Source organism: Sharpea porci, from assembly GCF_009695655.1.
Lineage (GTDB): Bacteria > Bacillota_I > Bacilli_A > Erysipelotrichales > Coprobacillaceae > Sharpea > Sharpea porci.
In genome coordinates, this window is record NZ_VUNM01000001.1 from 137593 (window position 1) to 161378 (window position 23786).

At 36.5% G+C, this 23786-nt stretch carries 23 protein-coding genes; all 23 read right to left on the reverse strand.

Features of this window, described 5'->3' with window-relative positions:
* Nucleotides 1-11: 11 nt before the first annotated feature.
* Entirely contained in the window at nt 12-392 is a 381-nt protein-coding gene (locus tag FYJ79_RS00715; protein WP_154514071.1) for an MG284/MPN403 family protein, read from the reverse strand.
* Nucleotides 393-442: 50 nt separating this feature from the next.
* The gene (locus FYJ79_RS00720; RefSeq protein ID WP_154514072.1) at nt 443-1177 is read right to left on the reverse strand and encodes a tyrosine-protein phosphatase; all 735 of its coding nucleotides are present in this window, start codon (nt 1175-1177) and stop codon (nt 443-445) included.
* Between the two features lie 5 nt (nt 1178-1182).
* Nucleotides 1183-1845: a TatD family nuclease-associated radical SAM protein gene (locus tag FYJ79_RS00725; protein WP_154514073.1), complete on the reverse strand. Its 663-nt coding sequence runs from the start codon at nt 1843-1845 to the stop codon at nt 1183-1185.
* Between the two features lie 72 nt (nt 1846-1917).
* Nucleotides 1918-2427, reverse strand: a complete 510-nt coding sequence (locus FYJ79_RS00730; protein ID WP_154514074.1) for an LURP-one-related/scramblase family protein — start codon at nt 2425-2427, stop codon at nt 1918-1920.
* Between the two features lie 52 nt (nt 2428-2479).
* On the reverse strand, nt 2480-3541 hold the full coding sequence (locus tag FYJ79_RS00735) for a hypothetical protein (protein ID WP_154514075.1): 1062 nt from the start codon (nt 3539-3541) through the stop codon (nt 2480-2482).
* A 1-nt stretch (nt 3542) separates the two neighbouring features.
* Entirely contained in the window at nt 3543-4244 is a 702-nt protein-coding gene (locus FYJ79_RS00740; RefSeq protein WP_154514076.1) for an LPXTG cell wall anchor domain-containing protein, read from the reverse strand.
* Nucleotides 4245-4262: 18 nt separating this feature from the next.
* The gene (locus FYJ79_RS00745; RefSeq protein ID WP_154514077.1) at nt 4263-4949 is read right to left on the reverse strand and encodes a hypothetical protein; all 687 of its coding nucleotides are present in this window, start codon (nt 4947-4949) and stop codon (nt 4263-4265) included.
* Between the two features lie 17 nt (nt 4950-4966).
* Nucleotides 4967-5587, reverse strand: a complete 621-nt coding sequence (locus FYJ79_RS00750; protein WP_154514078.1) for a SipW-dependent-type signal peptide-containing protein — start codon at nt 5585-5587, stop codon at nt 4967-4969.
* A 23-nt stretch (nt 5588-5610) separates the two neighbouring features.
* A complete protein-coding gene (locus FYJ79_RS00755) occupies nt 5611-6387 on the reverse strand; it encodes a hypothetical protein (protein ID WP_154514079.1) in 777 nt (258 codons plus the stop codon).
* A gap of 41 nt (nt 6388-6428) precedes the next feature.
* Nucleotides 6429-7118 (reverse strand): hypothetical protein, encoded by a 690-nt coding sequence (locus FYJ79_RS00760; RefSeq protein WP_154514080.1) that lies wholly within the window; start codon nt 7116-7118, stop codon nt 6429-6431.
* A gap of 124 nt (nt 7119-7242) precedes the next feature.
* Complete coding sequence (locus FYJ79_RS00765) at nt 7243-7974, reverse strand: hypothetical protein (protein ID WP_154514081.1); 732 nt, start codon at nt 7972-7974, stop codon at nt 7243-7245.
* The gene (locus FYJ79_RS00770; RefSeq protein ID WP_154514082.1) at nt 7967-8476 is read right to left on the reverse strand and encodes a signal peptidase I; all 510 of its coding nucleotides are present in this window, start codon (nt 8474-8476) and stop codon (nt 7967-7969) included. Before FYJ79_RS00770 ends, FYJ79_RS00765 begins: the two co-directional genes overlap by 8 nt.
* An 18-nt stretch (nt 8477-8494) precedes the next feature.
* Complete coding sequence (locus tag FYJ79_RS00775) at nt 8495-12469, reverse strand: SpaA isopeptide-forming pilin-related protein (protein ID WP_195836972.1); 3975 nt, start codon at nt 12467-12469, stop codon at nt 8495-8497.
* 296 nt (nt 12470-12765) lie between these two features.
* Entirely contained in the window at nt 12766-14205 is a 1440-nt protein-coding gene (proS, locus tag FYJ79_RS00780) for a proline--tRNA ligase (RefSeq protein ID WP_154514084.1), read from the reverse strand.
* A gap of 90 nt (nt 14206-14295) precedes the next feature.
* Nucleotides 14296-15474, reverse strand: coding sequence for a DUF349 domain-containing protein (locus FYJ79_RS00785; RefSeq protein WP_195836973.1), 1179 nt, complete (start codon nt 15472-15474; stop codon nt 14296-14298).
* Nucleotides 15475-15479: 5 nt separating this feature from the next.
* On the reverse strand, nt 15480-18527 hold the full coding sequence (locus FYJ79_RS00790) for an AAA family ATPase (protein ID WP_154514086.1): 3048 nt from the start codon (nt 18525-18527) through the stop codon (nt 15480-15482).
* A complete protein-coding gene (locus FYJ79_RS00795) occupies nt 18514-19641 on the reverse strand; it encodes an exonuclease SbcCD subunit D (RefSeq protein ID WP_195836974.1) in 1128 nt (375 codons plus the stop codon). Before FYJ79_RS00795 ends, FYJ79_RS00790 begins: the two co-directional genes overlap by 14 nt.
* Nucleotides 19638-20048, reverse strand: a complete 411-nt coding sequence (locus FYJ79_RS00800; protein ID WP_154514088.1) for a GNAT family N-acetyltransferase — start codon at nt 20046-20048, stop codon at nt 19638-19640. The genes FYJ79_RS00795 and FYJ79_RS00800 overlap by 4 nt, the downstream gene beginning before the upstream one ends.
* Nucleotides 20049-20094: 46 nt before the next feature.
* The gene (locus FYJ79_RS00805) at nt 20095-20997 is read right to left on the reverse strand and encodes a diacylglycerol/lipid kinase family protein (protein WP_326802957.1); all 903 of its coding nucleotides are present in this window, start codon (nt 20995-20997) and stop codon (nt 20095-20097) included.
* 92 nt (nt 20998-21089) lie between these two features.
* Nucleotides 21090-21683 (reverse strand): CDP-diacylglycerol--glycerol-3-phosphate 3-phosphatidyltransferase, encoded by a 594-nt coding sequence (pgsA, locus tag FYJ79_RS00810; RefSeq protein WP_326802958.1) that lies wholly within the window; start codon nt 21681-21683, stop codon nt 21090-21092.
* A 127-nt stretch (nt 21684-21810) separates the two neighbouring features.
* Nucleotides 21811-22725 carry a nucleotidyltransferase family protein gene (locus FYJ79_RS00815; RefSeq protein ID WP_154514090.1) on the reverse strand — a complete coding sequence of 305 codons (915 nt, stop codon included), beginning with the start codon at nt 22723-22725 and terminating at the stop codon, nt 21811-21813.
* 75 nt (nt 22726-22800) lie between these two features.
* The gene (locus FYJ79_RS00820) at nt 22801-23358 is read right to left on the reverse strand and encodes a flavin reductase family protein (RefSeq protein WP_154514091.1); all 558 of its coding nucleotides are present in this window, start codon (nt 23356-23358) and stop codon (nt 22801-22803) included.
* A gap of 53 nt (nt 23359-23411) precedes the next feature.
* The gene (locus FYJ79_RS00825) at nt 23412-23720 is read right to left on the reverse strand and encodes a PTS sugar transporter subunit IIB (protein WP_154514092.1); all 309 of its coding nucleotides are present in this window, start codon (nt 23718-23720) and stop codon (nt 23412-23414) included.
* Between the last annotated feature and the right edge of the window lie 66 nt (nt 23721-23786).

Here is a 23786-nt window from a genome sequence, read left to right on the forward strand (position 1 = left end):
TTCATTATAAACTATTCATCATAAAACTCAAGAAAGAGGCTCATATAGCCTAAAAAAGCCTGCATCGCCAGCTTTCTTTTACGGTAGTAAGTGGCTTTAGAATAATATTCTAAATACCAATACTTATCACTATGAAACATGAAGTCCTGTTGAATAATTGTATAATATTCTTCTCCAATATGTTCCTTTGCCTCTTCTACCACTTGAATACATCTTTCTGCTCTCATCTTCTTTTCTAAGCGATGATTCATATAACATCCCTGAGATGATGGTGTACCATCTTTAATAAGATGGGTGGTAGCGGGGATATAGCAAAGAGATTCATAGTGGAGGTAATTACGTGCTTGATGATATTGTTTTATGAGTCTTAAGATTTCCTTCTTTTCTTCCATGAAAAAACACCTCCTATATATGTATAGTCATAAAAGAGGCATTTTTCTCACTAAATTAGGAAAGCTTCTTTAATATCCTGAGCTTCTTCTTCACTAAAGCCAATATCGAGCAGATAGCCATAGGCTGAACCGTAGTGTTCTCTTAAATAATCCAACAGGATCAACATATAGCGTGGTGAGGAAGCAAGATATTTCTGGTTTTCTTCATCCATGATTTCTTCAAGTTTATCAATCATATCGAGATTATAGGCATAGGATTCTGAATAATCCTTAACAATATCATGTTCATGACAGCCTGCTAGATCCAATAATAATGCAGCAATCACTCCGGTACGATCCTTCCCTGCTGAACAATGGAAAAGAACAGCTTCATAGGGATGATTGAGAAAGATATCAAAGACTTTCTTGATAGCTGCTTTATGTGCTTCAAGCATAAAAATATAAACGCCACCTAAATCACGATATTCCCTGACTTCTTCAGGTACAACCTTGACCACTTCGCTGTCCATGAGATTGACTTCATGATTTTCAATGCCTTCATAATGCTTAAATGGAGAAGGCTGAACTTGTTTTTCAAATTCACTTCTTAAATCAATCGTTACTCTTACGCCATAATCATAGAGCTTCTTGAGATCTTCTTTTGTGGCATTGGCTGGTGAAGAGGCACGGATGAAATGGTGAGCCTTTGTATAACGGCCTTCTTGTGTTTCATAGCCTCCAAGATCTCTTGTATTCGTCATTTTATCAAGCTTAATTAAGCGTTCTTCACTTGTCATATACTGCATATTTCTTACCCCTCATATGGGCGTACTCTTAATGTTACGCCTAAATCATCACAAATCTTCTGACACATAGCAATTTCTTCATCACTGATGACAGTATCCACCACACTCATAACTACATGAGGTATATATTGCTTACATTCAAGTGCAAAAGCCTTGATATAATCCTGGGAATCAGGGCCAAAGTCACTACGTGTAATCTTATAGAATTCTTCTTTAGAAGGTGTATTGAGAGAAATGGAAACTGTATCAATACGTCCTGCCATCTCTGGGACAATATCACGTTTGTTGATAAGACTGCCTAGTCCTATTGTATTGATACGAATAGGTAAATCTGGTTGTTGTTTTTTGATATAATCAGCAACCTGCATAAGATCATCGAATCTATTCGTAGGTTCACCATAACCACAGAAGACAACTTCCTTAAAGTTATGAAGATTATACTTCTTGAATTCCTCAAGTATCTCTTCTAAAGTTGGTTCTTCTTTAAGCCATAATGTATTGTCTTCATTAAGTTTCTTAATTTGTCTTTCACAAAATGAACAATGACATGGACATCTGTTTGTCACATTCACATAAACCTTAATGCCGCTTTCAATTTCTTCTTTGGCTAAATTGTGCAAATTGATATAAACACCACCAGGATGTACGGTATATAGTATTGTACGCATGATATTCCCCCTTTTTCACAACGATCCTTTCCACAATAAAGCAAGACACTTTATTCGTCAACTGATATACAATCAGGATGCATTATTACGTTGTGCACGATTCACATCATTCGCAATCGCAATCAAGATAGCGAGTGCAAGAAGTTCCTGTTTTTCATCAAAGATCTCAATTTCATACTTATCCCCAATAGAAATGAACTTGCGTTTTATACTGCCCATGACATGACCATGAGGATCTGCAATCTCGAAGTTTAAAGCTAAGAAATTACCATCTACTTTATATCCATTGGTGAGCTTATAGTCATTTTTAATGAGTTGAAATTTTTTCGCTATAGAACATACTAAATGATCATCCAAATAGATATCATAATGGGGCATAAGATGGAGAATACGCTGTTCAATGTAAGCATACTTCTCTCCCCGCATATCATATAATGTTGTTTTATCACCAATAGAAATCACTTTACTTGAAATCTCATATGCCTGCTTTCCTGCTTCATCATAGACATAAAACTTATGATGCAAAGAAATCAGTTTTTCTCGAATATAATATTTCATCTCTTCACCAACTTTCTCTTCCATTATAAAAAAGCAAGTCTCCTTTGACAATGGAGACCTGCTTGATTGTTATGATTTAACTTTTTTTCGCTGTAGCTTGTCTTGTTTTGACAAACATGATTGCTCCTGATGCAAGAGCTAGAATGACATTTGTGATGGTATATGAATCCACCATTGTCATTGACTTTGTCAAGTCTTCTGTAAAGAAGAAGAATCCTGTTGCGACAATCGCAAGTATCAGATTAAATGCTTTAAGCATTGTTGCTTCTTTTTCACTCTTGCCTGTTAATGTGAAGAGCGCAATTGCGATAGTGAGCACTGTCGCAATTAAGTTCACTAATGCGAAATGTCCACGTAATGTAGCACTCTGGCCAGCTGGTGTCTTGTTTTCATTCAACTGTCCCTGAGGTGTTTCATTTGGATTGATTTCTTCAGTTCCCTGTCCTTGTGTTGTACCTGCTGGTGGATTTGTCGTTGTCGTTGTTCCACCTGTAGTTGTACCGCCAGTAGCTGTACCACCTGTTGTTCCACCCGTTGTCTGATTAGCTGTACGGTTGGTTGTTGTGCCACTTGTTATAGCGACTGGATTGGCAACTGTTACAATGTTGTTGACAACTCTTGTCTCAACATTTGGTTGTAATGTCGAACTATAGACAAAGACAATTTCATCACCATTCTTCTCAATCTTCTTACTCTTTGTTGCTTGATCGACTGCATAATTTTCAATATTAATAGCATTAGCAGCAATAACATTGTTTTTTTCTGTATGTCCAATAACTGCTGTTCCAATTTCCGTGCCTTGTTGATTCACATAGCGAATGCGATAAGAAACACTATTCACAATACGTCGATATTGTGCAACATAGCTTGTTGACTTTGTTGCAGGTTTAATCGTATAATTCCAGCCTCTAAAATAATATCCATCCTTTACTTTTAATTGAGCCGCATAATCATTCCAATCTGGTTTTTCCTGTGGCTGAAAGTCCTTAACAACACTTGTACCACCATTTTCAAATGTTCCCTGAGAGCCTGCGAAAAAGCGAATCTTATATGTCTTTTGAGCTTTGACATCAACACTTAATGCCATCATCATGACAAAGGCAATCAGTATTGAGGAGAGTAAACGTAATTTCTTCATATTACTTTTCCTCCTTCTTTCTTCTTGTCACAATCAAGAAAATGACGCCAATTAATGCCCCAGCTCCCAAAATCACAAATGAACTTAAAGCTGTTGGATCACCTGTTTTGACTGCATTATAGTATTGATTGACATATTTCTTTGTCGTTGTATATGTTGTCTGAACAACATTACCTGGTGTTTCAGTTGCTGCTGTCTCAGCATAGAGTCTGAGTTTAATAGAACCACTTTGAGCCTGATATTCATTATTAGCACTATCACCATCTAGATGAAGACTTACAGTTATCTTTGTTTCTTCACCCTTATTAAGTGTTGCAAGTTTAATACGATTATCATCAGTTAGATATTCTTTACCAACAGTATTATCTTCCTTAGCACCAATCACTGTTCTAAAGAAAGGTTCTTCATCATTCTTTGAAACATTGAAATCATAAACTGCATTCTGATCACCCTTAGCAGCAACATTGTCAGGAATCTCAACAGAAAGATAGAAATCCAACTTCTCATCCTTATCATTCTTTAATATGACAATAGCATTTCTTGTTTCACCCGGATTCATGTTTTCAAAATCCTGAGAGTCCTTGGGAATTGTAAAGCTATTCGTATCACCCTCAAAAGTAATAGTTGTTTGAGCTGCCATGACTGGAGAAGCAGTGAAGAGAAGAGCTAGGACTGTGAATAAACTTATTACGATTTTCTTCATAATTAACCCTTCCTTTCTTTACTGTTCTTCAATGTTAGTAATCTTACCACTATCATCCAATGTCACATTTATACCCCATGATGCAAGAATAGCATCCTTTCCTGCAGACTGTTGCACACCTTCTGCAAAGAAATCAATACGAGTACTCATGTCGGCATAGTCATTATCGGCATATTTCTCGTTGATCTTAAAACTATCCATGAGATGAGAAGTTTCACTATCACTGTTAACTGGTAATAGATAGTAGAAATAAACAACTTCAGGATCATCTTCATCATTAATAACTTTCCAGTTCTCCTGATCCTTTGTTTCAATCTCAATTGCTTCAGGATCTAAATAACCTTCTTCTCCCTCAGCTTTTTCAACTTTCTTACCTTCTTTATCGACCCAATAACGTGTTGCAGTTACTCTAATATAAGCTGGCTGACTATCTTCATCCGTCTTTACTGCAAGCTTCTCATTGATTGTTTTGCCTGGAATGATATTTTTGTAAGAGACTTTTGCGCGATCTGAAGGCGTGCTTTCTTCATCTTTAGCATCAGCAAGACTTGCATCAGCAGTCTGTACTAATGAAATACCAAGAGTATTCAAAGAAACTTTTTTTGTATGATCCGCTGAAGTATATTGCGCTGCAAATGTAAATCCTGTTACAGCCACAATCAATACAGCTACAAGCAGCAGAGTTAACTTTTTCTTTTTACTCATGATTTCACTCCTTCCTTCTATTTCTTATATTCTTTTATTGTAATATCATTGCCCCAACTTACAATATGACCATCTTCTAATTGTGGTGTAAAGTTATCTGACTGAATCAGTTCACCTTTAATCTTGATCTTCATATCAAGATTTGTCATAGTATTATCCCACTGTGCTCCTGGAATAGTGACTTTAGTAAAGATATTTTTACTTGTATCACCAGGATTTAAAATCTGATTATAGTAATAGTAACCTTTATCACCTTTATACCATCCTTCAGCATTATTAATATCCAAGTTATCTTTTACAAGTTCTAACTTCGCCTTCTGCTCACTATCTAGATCAGCATCACTATCTACCGTGATTGTAACCCTAGCATAAGCAGACTGACTTTCACCATCTAGAACAATATAAGGTTCCTTGCTGATAACATCTCCTGGTACAATCTTATCTAGATAAGTAATACCATCTTCAGTCTGTTCCACGTTCTTCTCATTTGTTCTTTCTTCAAGAGAACCATCAACATGACCAATAGTCATCATATTAGATGTTTCATCAGTATCTGTGAAGTAGGCGAGTGTCCCGCCTACTGACAGTACTGCTGCTAGTGATAAGGCTAATAATAATTTTTTTGTCGTTTTCTTCATGTCTCATCACCATTATTTCGTAATTATTGAGCTAATTTTAATAATTCTTCTGTAGCTTTTGCTAATGATGTAGCTGCATCATTTCCTAAATTCTTAGACTGAACTGCATAACCAGTAATCTTGATTTCGAATGATGGTAATTTAGTAGCTGTAGAACCATTTCCAGTAGCTGTTCCTAGTACACCAGTAATCTTACCATTTTCAACTTTGTAATAAGTAGTACCTTCTTTAATATCGCCTTTTTCAACTTTTTTAAGAGCAGTTTTGTTACCATTTTCATCAGTCTCATATGTATAATATGTTGCCTGAGATGTACTTGTTTCTGTTGCTAAACCTGCACTTACTGTTACACTATTGAATAATGCTGGTGCTGATTGATCATTTTCACTAGTTTCTAAGACATTTCTATAAACGTAGAATTCATCACCATTGTCATAAGTTTTTGCTAAATTCCATTCAGTGTTTAAATCATCAATCTTTACAAAGTTTTCAAAATCTTTTTGATTAAAGTGTTTTCCATCAGCAATATATTCAACTTTCAAGCCAACATATGCAGATTCTGAATTAGCATTAATTTGAACTGTTGGATTCTTTTTAATAACCTGACCTGGTGTATAATTAGATCCACTTGTTTCTTTCCATTCTGTTTCAACTGTTTCACCAGTGATATTGTTTGTTGAAGTAAAGCTATTTACTTTTTCACCAGTTGTTGCAGTTAAATACGCGAATGTTCCACCTAATCCTAAAACTGCTGCTAAGCTTAAACCTAGGATTGTCTTTTTCATAGTCTGTTTTTTCATGTTCATATCCCCCAAATTGATATTTTTATTATATTATTTTACTATTTCATTAATTCTTTTAATGCTGTCTTGTAACTCTGATTTGTATCAGTACCAACAGCCTGTACTGCATAACCTTTTGCTTCAATCTTGAATGCTTTAGGAGCTGTTACATTATCATTAATTCTAACTGAATCAAATAAAGCTTCTGTTGTTGCACCCTCTGTAGCTGTTGGTTTCAATGTACCTATGTAGTAGAAAATTGATGGATCTTTTTCATCCTGTTCCCAATTTGTAGTATTAAAGCCATCAGCACCATTTGTTTTAATTGTAGCTAAATTATCCTTTAACACATCATAACTAATCTTTTCGGTATCTTCGATTGTTCCATTACCATCATTATCTAGATAGCATGTTAATTTCATTGCTACTCTTGACTCTACATTACCTTTGTAGATTTTAATCTTTGGATCCTTAGCTTGTTCCTGAGTTGGTAAATACTCATTCCAAGTACCACCTTTGATATGTTCAACGGAAGCATCATCATCATCTTTGAATTTGTCTTTTTCAGTATTAGTCACTCCATTACCTTTAAATGAATCTTCAAATAATGCACCAGAAATTTTCTGATTTGAAGTAAAGTTGTTTACAGCAGTATTAGTTGTCGTCTGTAGTAATGCGAATGTTCCTCCAGCTGCCATAGTTCCTACTAATGCGATACTAGCAATAAGTTTCTTGTGATTGTTCTTCATAATTTTTCCCTCCAAATTATTTATTTGTTTTGTTTTTACACCTTTATTATATTTAATAGTTGTCACATGCAAGTCACATATTGTGTTACGTAATATATTTCTTTATTTTATATATTTGAGTTATTTACTGGCCATTGACATCCACTTTTGTGCCAATTGTACCATCGCTAGCATAGTTAATACCCCATGCCTGTTCTGCAAAACTATAACCATCTTGATCTTTGCCTTCTTGATCTTTACCTGGTGATGTATTATAGTTCACACCTTCAGTTAACACCTGAATTTCTAAATGTGTGCCTGATGGAATACCACCTGTATAAGTAGCTGTGATGTTTAATGGTTGTGTTGTTTCATCTTTATTAATTGCTTTACTATAGTAATAGTATGTTTCACCATTTTGTTCATTGGCATACCAGTGAGAATCCTGTTCCTGAGTGACTTTCATTGTCAGCTTTGCCATATCCAATCCAGCAACAGTATTGTCATCATGAGCATTGCCTTCCTGATTATAGACAAGCATTGGGACTATTCTCGCTCTCACAAGTGTCTTACCTGTTGGATAATATTCTTTACCATTCGTATCATCTTTTAATTGATCATTAAGTTTATCAATATTCTTAATACGAAATGATTTCGATGCTTGATTGTTGTTGAGTTTTATACTACGTGATCCATCAGATAATTCTTCATAAGTCTTATCTTCAACAATACCCACATTAACCTTGTTATGAATAGCACTAAATGTATTTTCAGCCTTATTCGTAGTTGTTGAAAGCAAAGCGAGTGTTCCAGATAGCGTTAAGGCAAAGATGCAGATCAATGCAATTGCCAGTTTATTCTTTTTCTTTTTAAGCATCTCCTGCTGCCTCCTTATTGTCATCTTCATCCATCTTTAAGATATCTGGTAAGAAAGTAAGTAGTAAGATGACGAGTATTAAAGTAACGAGAAGAATAATACCTGTTTTAGAAGTAATATTTTTCGCAATATAGCCTAAATAAGGAATTGTAAAGACAGCTACACCAATAACATTTGCCTTATTGACTGGTGCACCATCATCAGTATTGTTCGCATCACCCTTTGTCACAAAAGTACCATCACTGTTTACTTTGACAACACGGTGTGTAACAACAGCTTCTTCTGAAATCTTAAAGGTGATCGCATCGCCTGCTTTAATATTATCTTTATCAACATTCTTATTGCAGTACACAACGCTTCCTACATGATATGTAGGTTCCATAGATCCGGAAAGAACCACTAAGGGTTCTATTCCGAATATTCTAGGAACAAATAACATACCTGCAAAAGCAACAAGGACTACAAGAATGATTGTTGAAAGAATGTTAAATACTTTTCGCACAATCGTTCACCTCCCTGATTATTTATATTTATTGATTGCGATAGCGGCATCAGAATTCCAATACCAGCCAGTCTTTTTATTGTTTGTATAGATAGCATGTACATCTTGATTTGGTTCATAGCTATTGTTTGTTGTCATAACAGCCTTTGTAAAAGTTTTAACCTCTTTAAAGCCTTCAGCAGTATCAGTATCAACATATCCAACATTGTCTCCAGCATCTACATCTAAACCAGTGAAATAATCCTTTGTAGTATCTTCACGATAACCAATCTTCAAATTATTACCATCAGTTGTAGGATTAGCAGTTTTAGGATTAGAAGTTGTAGGATTAGTATAAAAGCTATGGTATGTTGTTTCACCATTAGTTGTACCATTAGTTGTAGAAGCATTGTAAAGACTATATTTTCTTGACCAGTCTGTTTCTTCAGTCACTGAATAATCACCTTTCTCAAGATTATGAATTGTTACTGACTTTTCATTTGTAGTAGTATCTCTAGAATCAAATGAGATTGTCGCATAGAATGTTTCTTTCACCTCATTCTTAACTTTTCTTTGAATCTTGTAGATGAAAGTCTGGTTAGACTGTGTATAGTCATTCGTAACTCCTTCTTTTTGCTTCAAGTCTTCAGCTAAACCACTGTCATCATCATCTAATGCAAGAAGTTGTGTTTTACCTGTTGTATACTGTTCATCAATCTTCTTTGTGATTTTTAATGAGCCCTTCTTGAAGTTGATTGCAAAATGACCTGTTGCAGTCATAATTCCTTTATCATTAACATCATTAGCATGATAATGAGTATTTAGATTAGACTCATCAGTTGCTATACCAGCTTTGTAAGAAAGTTCAAGAGTATACTGTGCATCTGTCGTAATGGCTTTCATTTCTTCAAGATTTGTTTCGTTGTTTTTAGCATCCTTCCAAACCTTTGTTACTTCAGATTTGTCAAATTGTGGAGAAAGGATTTGACCAAGTGATTTATTATCCTTACTTTTAACACTATTTGCATCGAATGTTTCACCCGCAAATCTTGTTGTCCTATAGTCATTAGCTTTTAATTCTGCTTTGACATTAACATGAGGTAGATCAAACAGTTTCTTTGCCTTTGATTTTTCTATTAGAATATAAGAATCTTTTTCAACGTTAGTCGCAACATTATTACCACCGATGTAATCTGCTTTTGCTTTTACACGTAATACATATTTTGTAGAGCCATCAGTTTTAATTGTCTGATCTGTCCATGTTACTGTCGTTGTACCATCGTCATTATCTTTAATTGTTGCACCACTATCTAATAAGCTATTACGTGATTCTTGTGTAAGTGCAAATTCTTTAGCAATTTTATCAACGACTGTTGCACCTGTAATATCCACTTTCTTCTCAGTAACTTCAATCTTTGTCTCGCTAGCAATCTCTTCAGATAACTCATTAAAGATTGCACTTAAACCTTCGGCAGTTTCAGCTGTATATGCTTTATTTGAATCAGTTGCAATATAGGTCTCAAGCCATTTTGTTGCATTAGTGCCCATACCAAATCCAACTGTATAGAGTGTCGATGGAATAGCCTTAACTTGCTGTGCAGCTGTTTCTGCATTATTTTTACTCTCCCAATATTTCATATTGTCAAGTTCACTGTCAGGAGTTCCTTTTTCACCTGTTGGCGATCCATCTGTAAAGAGAATTGTGAATTTGTGATTTTTACTACCATTACTCAACTGAGATAATGCATCATTATCTATTCCGTCATTTTTATAACCTAATCCTCTTTCAGGAGAAGTCCCACCTTCAGCTTCTAAGCTATTAATGACATTGATAATGTTAGAGTAATTAGTTTCAACTTTTTCTAAAGGAATTGATTTTTCTTTTTCCCAATATGTCTTACTACTGAATGCTTTTAAACCAATTCTACTGTTAGGTGAAGCTACTTTCATTTTGTCGACAAATGCAATTGCAGATCTCTTCAAAGCTTGCAGTCGGGTTTCACTACTTGTTCTTGAATAGACAACATCATCAGATTTTAACTCATATTCGTAAACTCCATCATCATAAAACCAACCCCTATATCCATAGTTATAACTATAATATTTCGTGAGTTTGCGGTATTCCCCATTATATTGAATGTAATACTCTTTCCTGCTACTCATATCACTTTGTTGAATTTGTGAATAAGTATATATTGGATCATTCATTGAGCCAGAGACATCTAGCACCAGCATAATATCTGCATAAGTTGCTTCTTGCCCTGGTGTCGTTGTTGTTGTAGTCGTTGTGATTTTTTTATTGGAAACTGGATTGAGCGTGATGTCATAGAGTCTGTCATTCCATGCATCAGTGCCATCTGTATAAGTGACTAGTTCTGCTTTTTTATTTGCAACAATGGAATCTTGTTCAACTTCTTTTTCTGATTTGTTGATAATTGTATTTTTGCTTAATTCACTCCAAGTATTATTTTCACTTGGTTGATAAAGTTTATAAGTTAGTTTTCCATCATTTGTACGACTTACAACAATCTTATACTGAACATTACCAGTTAAAACATAACTATCTGGGGCTTTTGTTTCAGTAACATAATAAGTACCTTCTCTTAGATCTTTGAGAGTCACTTTACCATTAGCATCTGAAGTAAATTCTCCCAAGCTAACCTTATTGTCATCAACTACTGAGAACTTAGCTCCAGCTAAAGCTTCTTGTTTAGAATTTTGTTTTGTGAATTCCACATTGATTTTCTGTGCTTCCTGGTAGTTGATTGGTGTGAGGTTTGGAATTGTAAAGTTCATAGCACAATTAGATTCATTACCACCACGTTCCATATAAAGCACAGTAATTTGATGCACTGCGGATTTATCTGGTTTAGAACCTAACTTTTCTTTGATATTTACAGTCTTTTCAATAGCACCATGAATACCACCATCATCAAGTACTAGTTGTCCATCTAAGAAAACCCATAAGTCATCATCACCATTAAATGTATAATTCAATGGTCCATTATAATCACCTAATGTAAATGTAAAGTCATAACGCATACCGAAATAAACATTATTTGTTCTATTTTCTCTATCTTCTCCATTATTTTTGACTGAACTAGCATGGTTCAATGGGAAGAAATTACTGCTACCAGTATAGCTTGGATTCGCATTTTCCCCTTTTTCGTTGAGGACTTTTGTTAGTGTATAAGTATCACCTCTTCTTGAAAAGTTCAACTTATAGTTATCAATATTTGTTAATCCTTTAACTGTGATATCCTTATCGTTATTAAATAGTTTTGGTGCATATATAGCACTGTTGAAGTTAACTTGGCTATAGTTAGTGCCAGAAAGATTCGTAATAATACCAAGACGATCATCTTTTCCAGCAGTACCACCTGTCCAGTAATTCATATAAACAAAATTTCCATTTGTATCATAGAATCCAGAATTAATTGTATTGTTTTTTCTCTGAATATTGTTATTACCTATCGCAAAACGTTTATTAACTGAAGAAGTAGAACTATAGTTAGCTGAATCATTAATCCCATTTTTAAAAGAATTTGTATTGTTATCAGGATGTAATGTGTAGTCATAGAACTTTACAGGATTAATGACGTTTGAAGTAGATGCTTGATAGTTGACAACAATGGTATGAGATCCAGCTGTTGTCAGTCTTAAATCCTGAGGATTAGAAACTGTCTTATTGTCAAGTGTTACACTTGTGACATTGTAATTCTTGACTTTATTATAGTTATCAATAAAGTCACCGGGTTTAAGTGTTTGCTCATCTGCGGTATAAAACTCACTGTTATTGTTTAAGTGTTTAATTGTCAGATCAATACTGCCCTTAGAGTCATTTGTGACTTTGTAGCTTGTTTCTCCTCCTGCTGCTGAGGCAGGTGTTGTGGTTGAGAGAGACGTCACTGTAAGTACAGAGAGGACCATTGCCATTGCTACAAACAATGAAACAAATCTCTTCAATGGTGTATCGATTGGTTGGTTAAGAAATCTTTTAATCTTGTTCATCATATCAAAGCCTCCTCTTCTGATATTATTAGATCTGTAAAACATGCAAGATTTTTAAACCATATAAAGCGTTTCAATATTGTCTTTCTCCTATTCATGTCCTTACCTCCCCATCAAAAATATATTTTGCCTGCTTTCGTGTTTTTACAATTTCATTATAGAAATGGAAGGTCACGCGATAGTCACATTTTGTCACATGATGTGTTTTTCTCAAAAAAATTGTCACAAGATATGTTGTTGAGAAGGAAATGAGTTAAATGAAGGCACAAAAAAAGTGAGGAGTGACCTCACTTTGACTATTAATATGCTCTTGCATAATAAATAATATGTTTTGCTTTTTTACCACAACATGGACATACAGCATCATCACTGGCTTCATCTGGTTCATAACATCTTGATGTTGCCTGGTAATCTTCTTTGACTTTAAGCTCACAAGCCTGATCACCACACCAGTTTGTCTTGATATAACCGCCTTTTGTATCCAGGATTTCACCAAACTGACTATAATCGTTTGTTTCTGTGATATGTGTTCTTAAGTGTTCTTCAGCTTTCGCATACATTTCTTCATGAATGATATCCATTGTCTTAAGAACTGTATTAGCTAAATCATCATTTAAGTCAACGGTTGTCTTTGTACCATCATTTCTCTTAGCGACAACACAATGACCTGCTTCAATATCACGTGGCCCAAGTTCAATACGTACAGGAATACCTTTCATTTCAGCTTCCGCAAATTTGAATCCTGGAGATTTATCTGAATCATCCACAGATACACGAATACCAGCTTTTTCTAACTGTGCTTTGACTTCATAAGCCTTATCTAAAACACCTGGCTTTTGTGACTGGATTGGGACAATGACAACCTGTGTTGGTGCAACTCTTGGTGGTAGAACGAGACCGTTGTCATCACCATGAACCATGATGATGGCACCAAGTAATCTTGTTGATGCACCCCATGATGTCTGATAGATATATTTCTGTTTATTATCTTTGTCTAGGAACTTGATATCGAAAGCTTTCGCGAAGCCCTGGCCAAAATAGTGTGATGTCCCTGACTGAAGCACTTTGCCATCATGCATTAAGGCTTCAATTGTATATGTCTCTTCAGCTCCGGCAAACTTTTCTTTTTCTGTCTTACGTCCAGTAATAAGTGGAATTGCTAGTAAGTCACGGCATGTTTCGACATAAATATCACGCATTCTTAATGTTTCTTCACGTGCTTCTTCTTCTGTCGCATGAACGGTATGACCTTCCTGCCATAAGAATTCTGATCCTCTTAAGAATGGTCTTGTTGTTTTTTCCCAGCGAACTACTGAACACCATTGATTATAGAGTTTAGGAAGATCACGATAGCTCTTAACCTGCTTAGCGTAAAGTTCTGAGAAGAGTGTTTCTGATGTTGGTCTAATGATAAGTGGGTCTTCAAGTTCATTTGTACCCCCTCTTGTGACAACAGCACATTCAGGTGCAAACCCTTCAACATGATCTTTTTCTTTTTGTAAGAGCGATTCAGGAATCAACATCGGCATATAAACATTGGAATGTCCTGTTTCTTTGAAACGTTTGTCCATGAAATTCTTGATTTGTTCCCACATGGCAAAACCATATGGTAAATAAATGATGAAACCTTTCACATTAGAGTAATCCATAAGTTCTGCTTTACGGCAGATATCTGTATACCATTGTGCGAAGTTTTCATCTCTTGATGTAATAGCATCATTCTTGAAATTCTTTGCCATATTATCTTTCCTCTCTAATATACTTGTTTATTATACGCATTTTTCAAAAAAAGTAAAAGAAAGTCGGTGGAATTCCATCGACTTTTTCTTCTACCCGATATTTCTCAATAAATGATATTCACGAGCAATTTCAAAATAACGATCCATGACTTCTCTTAACTTATGCCAGAGAGCCTGTTCTCTTTCACGACCAGCAGCCCCAATCGTCTTCCATTCCTTATTAATCTCTTTCATACGATTTGTACGTTCATATGAGAAATCATGATCATATTCTGCTTTATCAAGAATACTCTTAGCTTCATTGACAAGAGCTTTCTTTGCTTCATAGTGAGCATCTAATTCCTGGTTGATTTGATCATAATATGCTTTCTTCTTGTTGTAAAAGTATTGCTGATGAGTATTGAATTCATCCCAGAGCTTCTGATCATCCTTACCGGCATATCCTGCTTCTTTCCATCTTGCCATCAAGCTTTTAAAAGCGGCAGTGCCTTCTTTGAAGTTTTCAAGATTAGCGGCCTGAATGGCTTCTTCGACAAGAGCTTCTTTCTTAGCTTTAGCTTCTTCTTGAGCTGGGAGGACTGTCTGAGCCCACAGTTCATGTTTCTTATCAAAGAAAGCATCACATGCTTCTCTAAAGCTCTTCCATAAAGCTTCATCTGTTTCATGACCAGCTGAACCAGCTTCTTTCCATTCTTTCTGTAAGTCCTTGATGGCCTGTGTTGCCTGATCGAGATTTTCTGCTTCAAGCATAGCCTGCGCTTTTGCGACAAGTTCTTCTTTCTTTGCTTTGACATTTTCATGGTTTTCTTCTAAAGCTGCATAGAAGTCATCCATAGGTGCCTTGAAGAATTCCCAGATCTTTTGCTGGTATGGGAGATTGAAATTTCTAAGTGCCTTCCATTCATCCATTAATTCTTTGTAGGCATGAGCAGTTTCACCCCAAGATGTACTTGTTGAGAGTTCTGTTGACTTATTGACAAGTTCATTACGCTTATTGATATTTGTATGTACTTCTTCAATTTCATCAACAACAATCTCGCCACCTTCATAGCTTGCACGCTTATGATAGATTTCATAATAGTTGTTTTCATCCAATAAGCCCATCCATACACCATAATTATCTTTTGCTTCTGGTGAAACCTGCTGGCCATCTTCATCTCTAGCGCCATATCTGATTTCAATTAATGGAAGATGTGTAACGCTGTCTTCCTTCTCTTCCACAATAGCTTCTGGATCTCTAAAATCTGGTAATTCTCTTAATTTCTTCATGTTTTTCATGCGGTAACAGTTAAGTGACTGCCCCTTTCTCCTTTTCTTACAATTATTCCACTTTCTATTCTATTCTTAAGTTCACCAACATGGGAAATAATCCCAATAACCTTGTCAGTTTCCCTTAATTTCATTAATACATCAATAGCTTGTGACAACGACTCATCATCAAGAGTACCAAACCCTTCATCAATAAAGAGCGTATTCAATTCAATACCTCCTGAATAATTCTGAATCATCGTTGATAAGCCTAAGGCTAAAGCTAATGACGCCTTAAAGGATTCACCACCCGATAAGGATTTTACATCACGATATGTCCCTGATTCATAATCAAGAATCTCTAAATCCAAGCCCTGTCCACCATTTCCCTTTGCTTCACTGCGTCTTCTAAATACATAACGTCCACTCGTCAACATTGCGAGTTCTGTGTTCGCAAAGGTAATGATATTCTCAAAATAGCTTGCCAAGACAAAGCGCTCAAATGAAATCTTGTTGGCATTGTTCTTTCCTGTTGTTGCCAACATGAGATTATGATAGCGTTGATAGTCTTCAAGAACTTGCTTATTCTCTTTTTCAATCTTGACCATCTTCTTATAGATGGACATTGCATGATCATAACTATTTTCTAAGGCATAATAGTGTGCATCTTGTTCTTTATTACTTCTTTCTTGTTGGAGAAGTTCTTCTTCTAAAGCACTAAGATCAACTTTCTTTTTACCTTCAACAAGCTTCTTATTTGTTTCAATCTGCTTCTCTAAAGCACCTTTATGCACATGATAGGCATCAACTTCCGCTTTCATTTTCTCCAACATCGCTTTTTGTGCTTTCGCTTGGCGATAAGCATCGATATTTTCAAAGCGTTGTTGAATGGCTTCTTCAAAGTCATGCTTACTTGCTTCATATTTACTACGGGTCTTTTCTAGATTGGAACGGTTTGCTTGTTGCTTTGTCTCAAAGATGGCTTGATTGCGTTTGAGCTCTTCTCCCATCTTTGTAATGGCTGATAGTTTTTGCTTACAAGCCTCATAACGCTGAGTCAGTGATACAACACGGTCCTTCGAATAACTTTCTATATCCGGATACTGGCGCTTAATTGTGGCAATGGATGCCTTTGCGACATCAATAGCACTCTTGTAGCGCAGGATTTCCTTCTCCATATCAATTAGTCTTTGTTTCTGTCTTTCAAACTCTTTTAATGAAAGTTCAACAGACTTACTGAGATTTTCGAGAAATTGGATTTGGTCATAGGTTTCCTGGTAGCTCTTGCTAGCTTCTTGCTTCTTTTGCGTAATATCCGATAATAGACGAATAAAGACATCTTTATCTAGTTCTTCTTCAATTTTCAGATCACTCTTCAACAAAGCTATTTCCTGCTTGGACACAGTGATAGCTGTCTTCTTCTCATTAGCCTCATCATATCGTAAATCAACATCACGCTTTAATGATCCAATGTTTTTCTCTAAAGCGGCAAGCCTATCATCAGAAAGCACATGTTCAATACGCTTAGCAGGATGTGGGTGTTCTAAGCTTCCACATACAGGACAAGCAACACCTTCTTTTAATTGCGAAGCAATGACTCCATAATTTCCCTGCATTCTAAGTTCATATTGCTTATTGAGTTCGCTTTCCTGCGCTTCATAATGCTTGAGTGTTTTGACATAGAGCTGATGGGCTTCATAATAATTCTCAACCTTATTATTATATTGATCAAATTGATCCGCTAGTGTATGAATCTTGCTTTTACGATCCGTATACTGTTCAACCTGCTGTTCCATCTTGCTTAAGGCCACCTTGAAATCAGGCAGTTCTGCTAAAGACTTTTGATCACGATGCAATGTCTTCTCCTTCTTAACAATCGCTTGCTGGAGTGCTTCATACTCATGTTGCCTATTGTTCATGGCCTGTACGTTCTTATCAATAGCTTTTTGATTCTTATCGATAGATGCGACAAATTCAAGAGCACGATTGGCTTGTTGGAGAGCATCATGGAGTTGTTCACTTTGCGCTGTGAGTTCTTCTTGATGGGACAAAGCTTCTTGGTAGGCAAGTGTTTGTTGATGTAAATTGTCTTGCATCGTCAAGAGTGCTTTTTCTTCATCCTGTAGTTGTTGAATGGTCTTTTCTAAATCAAGACAGGCCATTTCTTGTGGGATGATGGCTATGGCTTTTGTGATTTGGTCGATTGTTTTTGTGGAAGCCGCAATAACATCTTGTTGGCGCAAGAGCTCATTTCTTTCTGCTTCGAGCTTTTCTAACTGTTCAAGACGTTCATTATCTTGCTTCAATAAGAAGTAATGATCATGTTTGTCTTTATAAAGCTGTGCTTGTTTGACACGTTCGGCCTGCTTGATTGCCAGTTCGTCCTGCATCTTGTCAAGATAGTCCTTGACATAAGGCAATGTTGCACTGCTATAGTGCTCCTTTGTCTTTAATGATAGTGACAAAAGCAAAGTATCCAGTTCGGTCTTTTTCTTTGTTGCTAGTTCACCAAGCTCTTTGTCCTTTTCCTTGAGTTTGTCTTCAAGTGCCTGCAAAGATGAGGTATGGAAGATATTACGGAAGATCTTGACACGATCGTTGGAAGAAGCATAAAGCAGTTTGGAGAATTCTCCTTGAGCAAGCATGACGATTTGTTTGAATTGTGTAGCATCCACCCCTAAGAGATTCTTAATCGCATTTGTGACTTCTTTCTTTCCTTTGACTAGCTCCTCACCAATCATCAGATAGTCATTACTTGGCTTAGGCTTTCCACTTGAATAATAGGCCATTTCACGATGGACAAAATAGTCCTCTCCCCCCACCATAAATGTCAGTTCAACAAGAGTTGGGATATCATTTGTGGCATATTCTGAACGAAAGACATCGCTAGAACGATTACTGCCGGATGCTTCTCCATAAAGGGCAAAGCAGATGGCATCAAAGAGTGTTGTCTTACCCGCCCCAGTATCGCCTGAAATCAAATACAGTCCAGCACGATTAAGCCCTTCAAAGTCGACAACAGTTTTATCGAGATAGGTCGAAAAGGCCTGCATCACGAGTTTAAGAGGCTTCATGATTTTCACCTCCCTCAAGTAAATCTTGAATAATTTTCAACGAAGCTTCATCAATGGATGTTCCTGTAGATTGTTGATAGAAGTCTTCATAGAGTTCAACAAGACTTGTATGCCTGAGCTGATCCATATGATGAAGATCATTGACTTCATTGCCCATCAAGGCAGGATAGGTCAGCTGCAAGATATGGGGATAAAGCATGCGTAAATGTTCGATGGCATGGGGGATAATACTTGTATCCGTCAGTTCCACTGCAATAAGATCATTCTGATGTTCTTGATAGTTGGCAGGATTGTTGAGATTTTCAAAACAATCCTTTAGAATCACCACATCCTGGGACATTTTGAATTCTCTCTCTTCTATATGCATATTCTCTGTATCCACAATGACATAGCCCTTCTTCTGTTTCACTTCATCAAATGAATATTTGGCAAGAGAACCAGAATAGCGGATATGTTTTTGATGGACATATTGTGGTGCATGGAGATGACCTAATGCTACATAATCAAAATCATCAAAAAGACTTGGATCAATCACTTCTGCATTGCCCACGGATAAGCTTTGTTCACTCTCACTTGTAATGGCATGAAAGCCGACAAATTGATGGGTGATGAGAATATTCTTGTAGTGATGATCTAAAGGCTCTTGTTGACTAAGATAGTAGGCAAAGGCTTCATTGTAGTTCGTTGTAGGGCACTCAGGATAGAGACGCCTGATATCAATTGGTCTTACAAAAGGCAACATATAGATACGTACATCTTCTTCTTGATGATAAACGATTTGTTTTTGTAATCGTGTTTCTATATAAAGCCCTGTTGATTCAAGAATTGATGATGCAAAATTCAAACGATCACTGGAATCATGATTACCTGAAATCATATAGACCTTTTTATGCAGGTCATTGATGATTGTCGATAAGAATCTATTAAGGACATTGACAGCTTCCTGGGGAGGAATAGCACGGTCATAGACATCTCCCGCAATAATCAAGCCATCGATATCTTCATTCTGCAGTGCCTCAGTCACTTGTTGCAAGCATTCTTCTTGAAGCGGTAAGAGATTATAAAGTTTAAGCATCTTGCCTAGATGCATGTCGGCTATATGGATGAACTTCATGGCATCAGCTCCCATCGATAAATTTCTTTCACATTTTCCCCTTCCGCAAACACCTTTCTATAGCGCTTAGGCACTTCTTCTACGCCTAATAATGTACATCCTAGCTTCATGATGGTCTTCTTGCTTGGAAGATTGGCTGGATCACAAGTTATCAGGACATGCTGATAACCTAATTGAAGCATACTTTCCTTCAATAAGAGACAGGCCTGATAGGCATAATGATGACCACGATAAGCTTCTTCAATCGTATAAGCAATATGTCCATCATAATAATGCTCTTGATCACTTCCCAATCTAAAAACAAGTGTCCCCACTTGTTTTCCTCCTTCATAAATTGCATAGATGTAATAGGGTGTGAAATTTGGTAATAAATTGTCTTTGATAAAATCTATTTCTTTGATTTCCATATTATCTATATTATACTCAAAAAAATAGGGTTAGTGGTAGTTCTTTTTAATCTTTTGGTACAATTAAATCAATGAGTCCGGCAAGACAATTGACTTCGATTGGGAAACCTTCTCCTTTTTCACCATCAATGTCATAGACAATATCCTGATCACATTCTATTTTTATATGACTTGCCTGTGTATAGCGAATCATTGGATTCTTTGTATGAATCTGGAAACGATAGTCTTTTAAAAGATTGATTAAGTCGGCGACATTACATTTCTTGATAATGAAGAGATCGAGCTTGCCATCACTTACATCGGCATAGGGCGTAATATCCCTAAAGCCACCAACTGATGAAGAGTTGGTAATAAGGAAAAGTGATGCGTCTTCTTCAAAATATTCGTTGTCAGCAGTGACTTTTAAATGCAGGTTCATAGCAAGCTGAGCAGGCAGTTCTTTAATTCCTGTGACATAATAAGCTAAAGGACCAAAGGTATTCTTGAGTTCTTTCGTAACCTGAAAAGCAATATCGCTAAACATGCCTCCGGAAAGTACATTCGCAAAGCAGATATCGGAATGTGCTTCCTGCCCGACATCCGCCTTAATCGTCTTAAAATCCTTAATCATTTGGGCAAAGGCATCCGGTGTTGTAGGCAGTTTGAGATAATTCGCAAAGTCATTGACTGTCCCAGCGGGAATCAGTGCTACTGGAATAGCACTCTTGGAATTAATAAGGCCCATCAAGACCTCATTGACTGTTCCATCACCACCTACGGATACCACAAAGTCATAATCACCAAGCTTAAGTGAAGCCGCTTTATTCATAGCATCATTCTTCTTTTGAGTATAGAAAATATCAACAGTTGATACATCCGTATCAAGAATCAGTGTTCCAATAATACGGTCTAAGTTCTTCTGTATAACCTTTGTCCCCGATACAGGATTAATAATAAATAAGCACTTCACACATATCCACCTTCCTTTACTCAATTCTAACAAATAATTCACATACATGCAAAAAGAGAGACACTTCAGAACGAAAAAGGACCCTCAGGTCCTTACATGGATTTAAAGATATAATCTTTGCAGGCAATAATATATTTGATGCCCGAAATGACTGAGAAGAATGTTGCCAGATACATTAATATCTGATCAAGAGGGAAGTCAAAGGCTGTAAAGAATGGATTATTCAACAAGATCAAAGAAATACCAACCATCTGTGTGACTGTTTTAGCCTTTCCCCAATAGCTTGCTGCAACAACCTTATTATTACCAGCCGCCACCATACGCACACCATCGACAAAGGTATCACGCAAAATCATAATCAAAAGCAAGACAATATTCATTCTTCCAGACATTGTCAAGAGAATCATCGATGAGTTGACTAATGCTTTATCCGCAATTGGATCAATGAATTTACCGAATGTTGTAATCAGGTGATATTTTCTAGCGATATGACCATCCAACATATCTGTTAGAGATGCCCCTACAAAGAATAAGAAACAAACTATATCTAATACAGAAATCTCGGTCCATAAGATGCTATAGGATGGTATACTGATTCCAAATTGTCCATATGGAAATAAATAGATAATGATAAAGAGCGGTACTGAAATCAATCGCGCTACAGATAACTTGTTGGGTGTATTCACACAAGCCACCTCCTAACTACAATACTTTAACACTTTTATGGAAAAATGAAAATGGCTAAGTGTAATTTCTATTGTATTGCTTTGACTACAAAGTAACGAAAAAGACAAAGAAGAAACCTTCCTTGTCTTATTGTAAATCGAGATATAAATCTTCCTTATAAACACCTGATTCAATCAGTTCTCTAAAGCTATCAACAACAGTCTCTTTGTCTTCCTTATAAGTGACACCAAACCACTTATCCTTTGTTTCTAAGACTTTAACACTCACTTGATGCTTTTCTAAGAGTTCACCAATATAGATTGGAATGAGGTATTCCCCTTTAAGAGGATCCTGGTTATTGTTTAAGAATTCCACAAATCCCTTTTCCAGCATGCCCATGAAATCAGGAGAAAGTGCCCACATATTCATCGAACAATAGCTATTAGGATCAAGGACTCTGCCATCGCTTTCTGCTCCTGTGGCAGTCTTGGCAATATTCTTTGTTTCATGAACATCTGTCAGATAGCCATTGGCATCGACGTCACATAACCCTCTTGTAACAACGCCATTATCTGAAAGTGTGTTCTTAAGAATGAAGCCAGCCATCGCAAACTCTGTTGCACCGTGTTTTTCTAATAAGAAGTCATGGAGTTTCACGAAGGCATCTTTGCCATAATAGTCATCAGCATTGATCACAACGAATGGTTCGTTGATATAATCTTTTGCGGCTAAAACGGCCTGTCCTGTGCCCCAAGGCTTGCTGCGTCCTTCTGGTACACTAAAGCCTTCTGGCAAGTCATCCAGTGCCTGGAAACAATAGGCGACTTCGACATCATTAGCCTTGGCAACATCTTCAATACGATTACCGATTCTTTCTTTAAAGTCTTTTTCAATGTCCTTTCTAATAATGAAGACAACCTTATTAAAGCCTGCTTCAATTGCATCATGAATAGAATAATCCATGATAATTTCATCATGCATGCCGACTGGTTCTAACTGTTTGATACCTCCACCAAATCTTGAGCCAATACCTGCTGCCATAATTAACAGTGATGTTTTCATAATATCTATCTTCCCTTCAATATCACGTTAACTCTATCATACACGAATTACAGCCATTTTACCATATAAAAATCATCACTCACCCTTTTTCAGTCGCAATCCATCATGAAAGGCTTTACCAACAACAGGTCCAATAATACGATAGCTCATTGAGGCAATATCAAAAATAATAGGCTGCAGCTTATCATAATCAACTTTGCCATTAGTTAATATGGCTTCATCAGCTTGTTCACTGACAATCTGCCCTACTAAGATGCCTGTTGTATCATCATAGGATGTAACTAAGCATTCTAATGTTAATGGGTATTCTTCGATAATAGGGGCATTGACATGACTGCTCTTATGAACATGGATGCCAGCTTTTTCTATTTTATTTTCATGATGACCACTCTCAATACCAAAATAATCCGAGATTTCAACAGTTTGAGCTGTCGCAAAGGCAACCGTGAAAGCTCCTGTTTTCTTAAGATTGTCGGTTGTTTTATGTTGGCCTAAAAAGAATGTCACTTCGCCATAGTCGGATTGTGATCCCCATGCGGCATTCATGGCATTGGGCTGGCCATTTTCATCATAAGTACCAATGATATAGACGCCTTCTGGTGCGATGGCGGCCTTTTTTGATTGTATTTCCATATCGTTCCTTCTTTCACCAAAAAAGGACAAGCCTTGCTCATCCTTCTTCCATATTATTTTTTAAAATCTTCAATCGCTTTTAATGCATCATTTAAGACTTTTTCACCATCCATGCGGCCATATGAACGCATGTCGATATTCTGTACTGGCATCTTGCCATCTACTAATTCCTTAACTGACTTTTCCGCATATCTGATCTGTGGGCCAAGCAAGATAATATCTGCATCTAAATGATCCTTTGCTTCAGATACTGGATTAGCCCAGATATCAACATCTAGTCCCTTAGCAGCAGCTGCTTTTTCCATCTTTGTCACAAGCAAGCTAGTAGACATGCCTGCTGCACAACATAACATTATTTTCATCTCTACATAATCTCCTTTTTCTAGTTTTTATTGTAAGGCTTTTTGAAAAAATTGCAATCGTTTTCA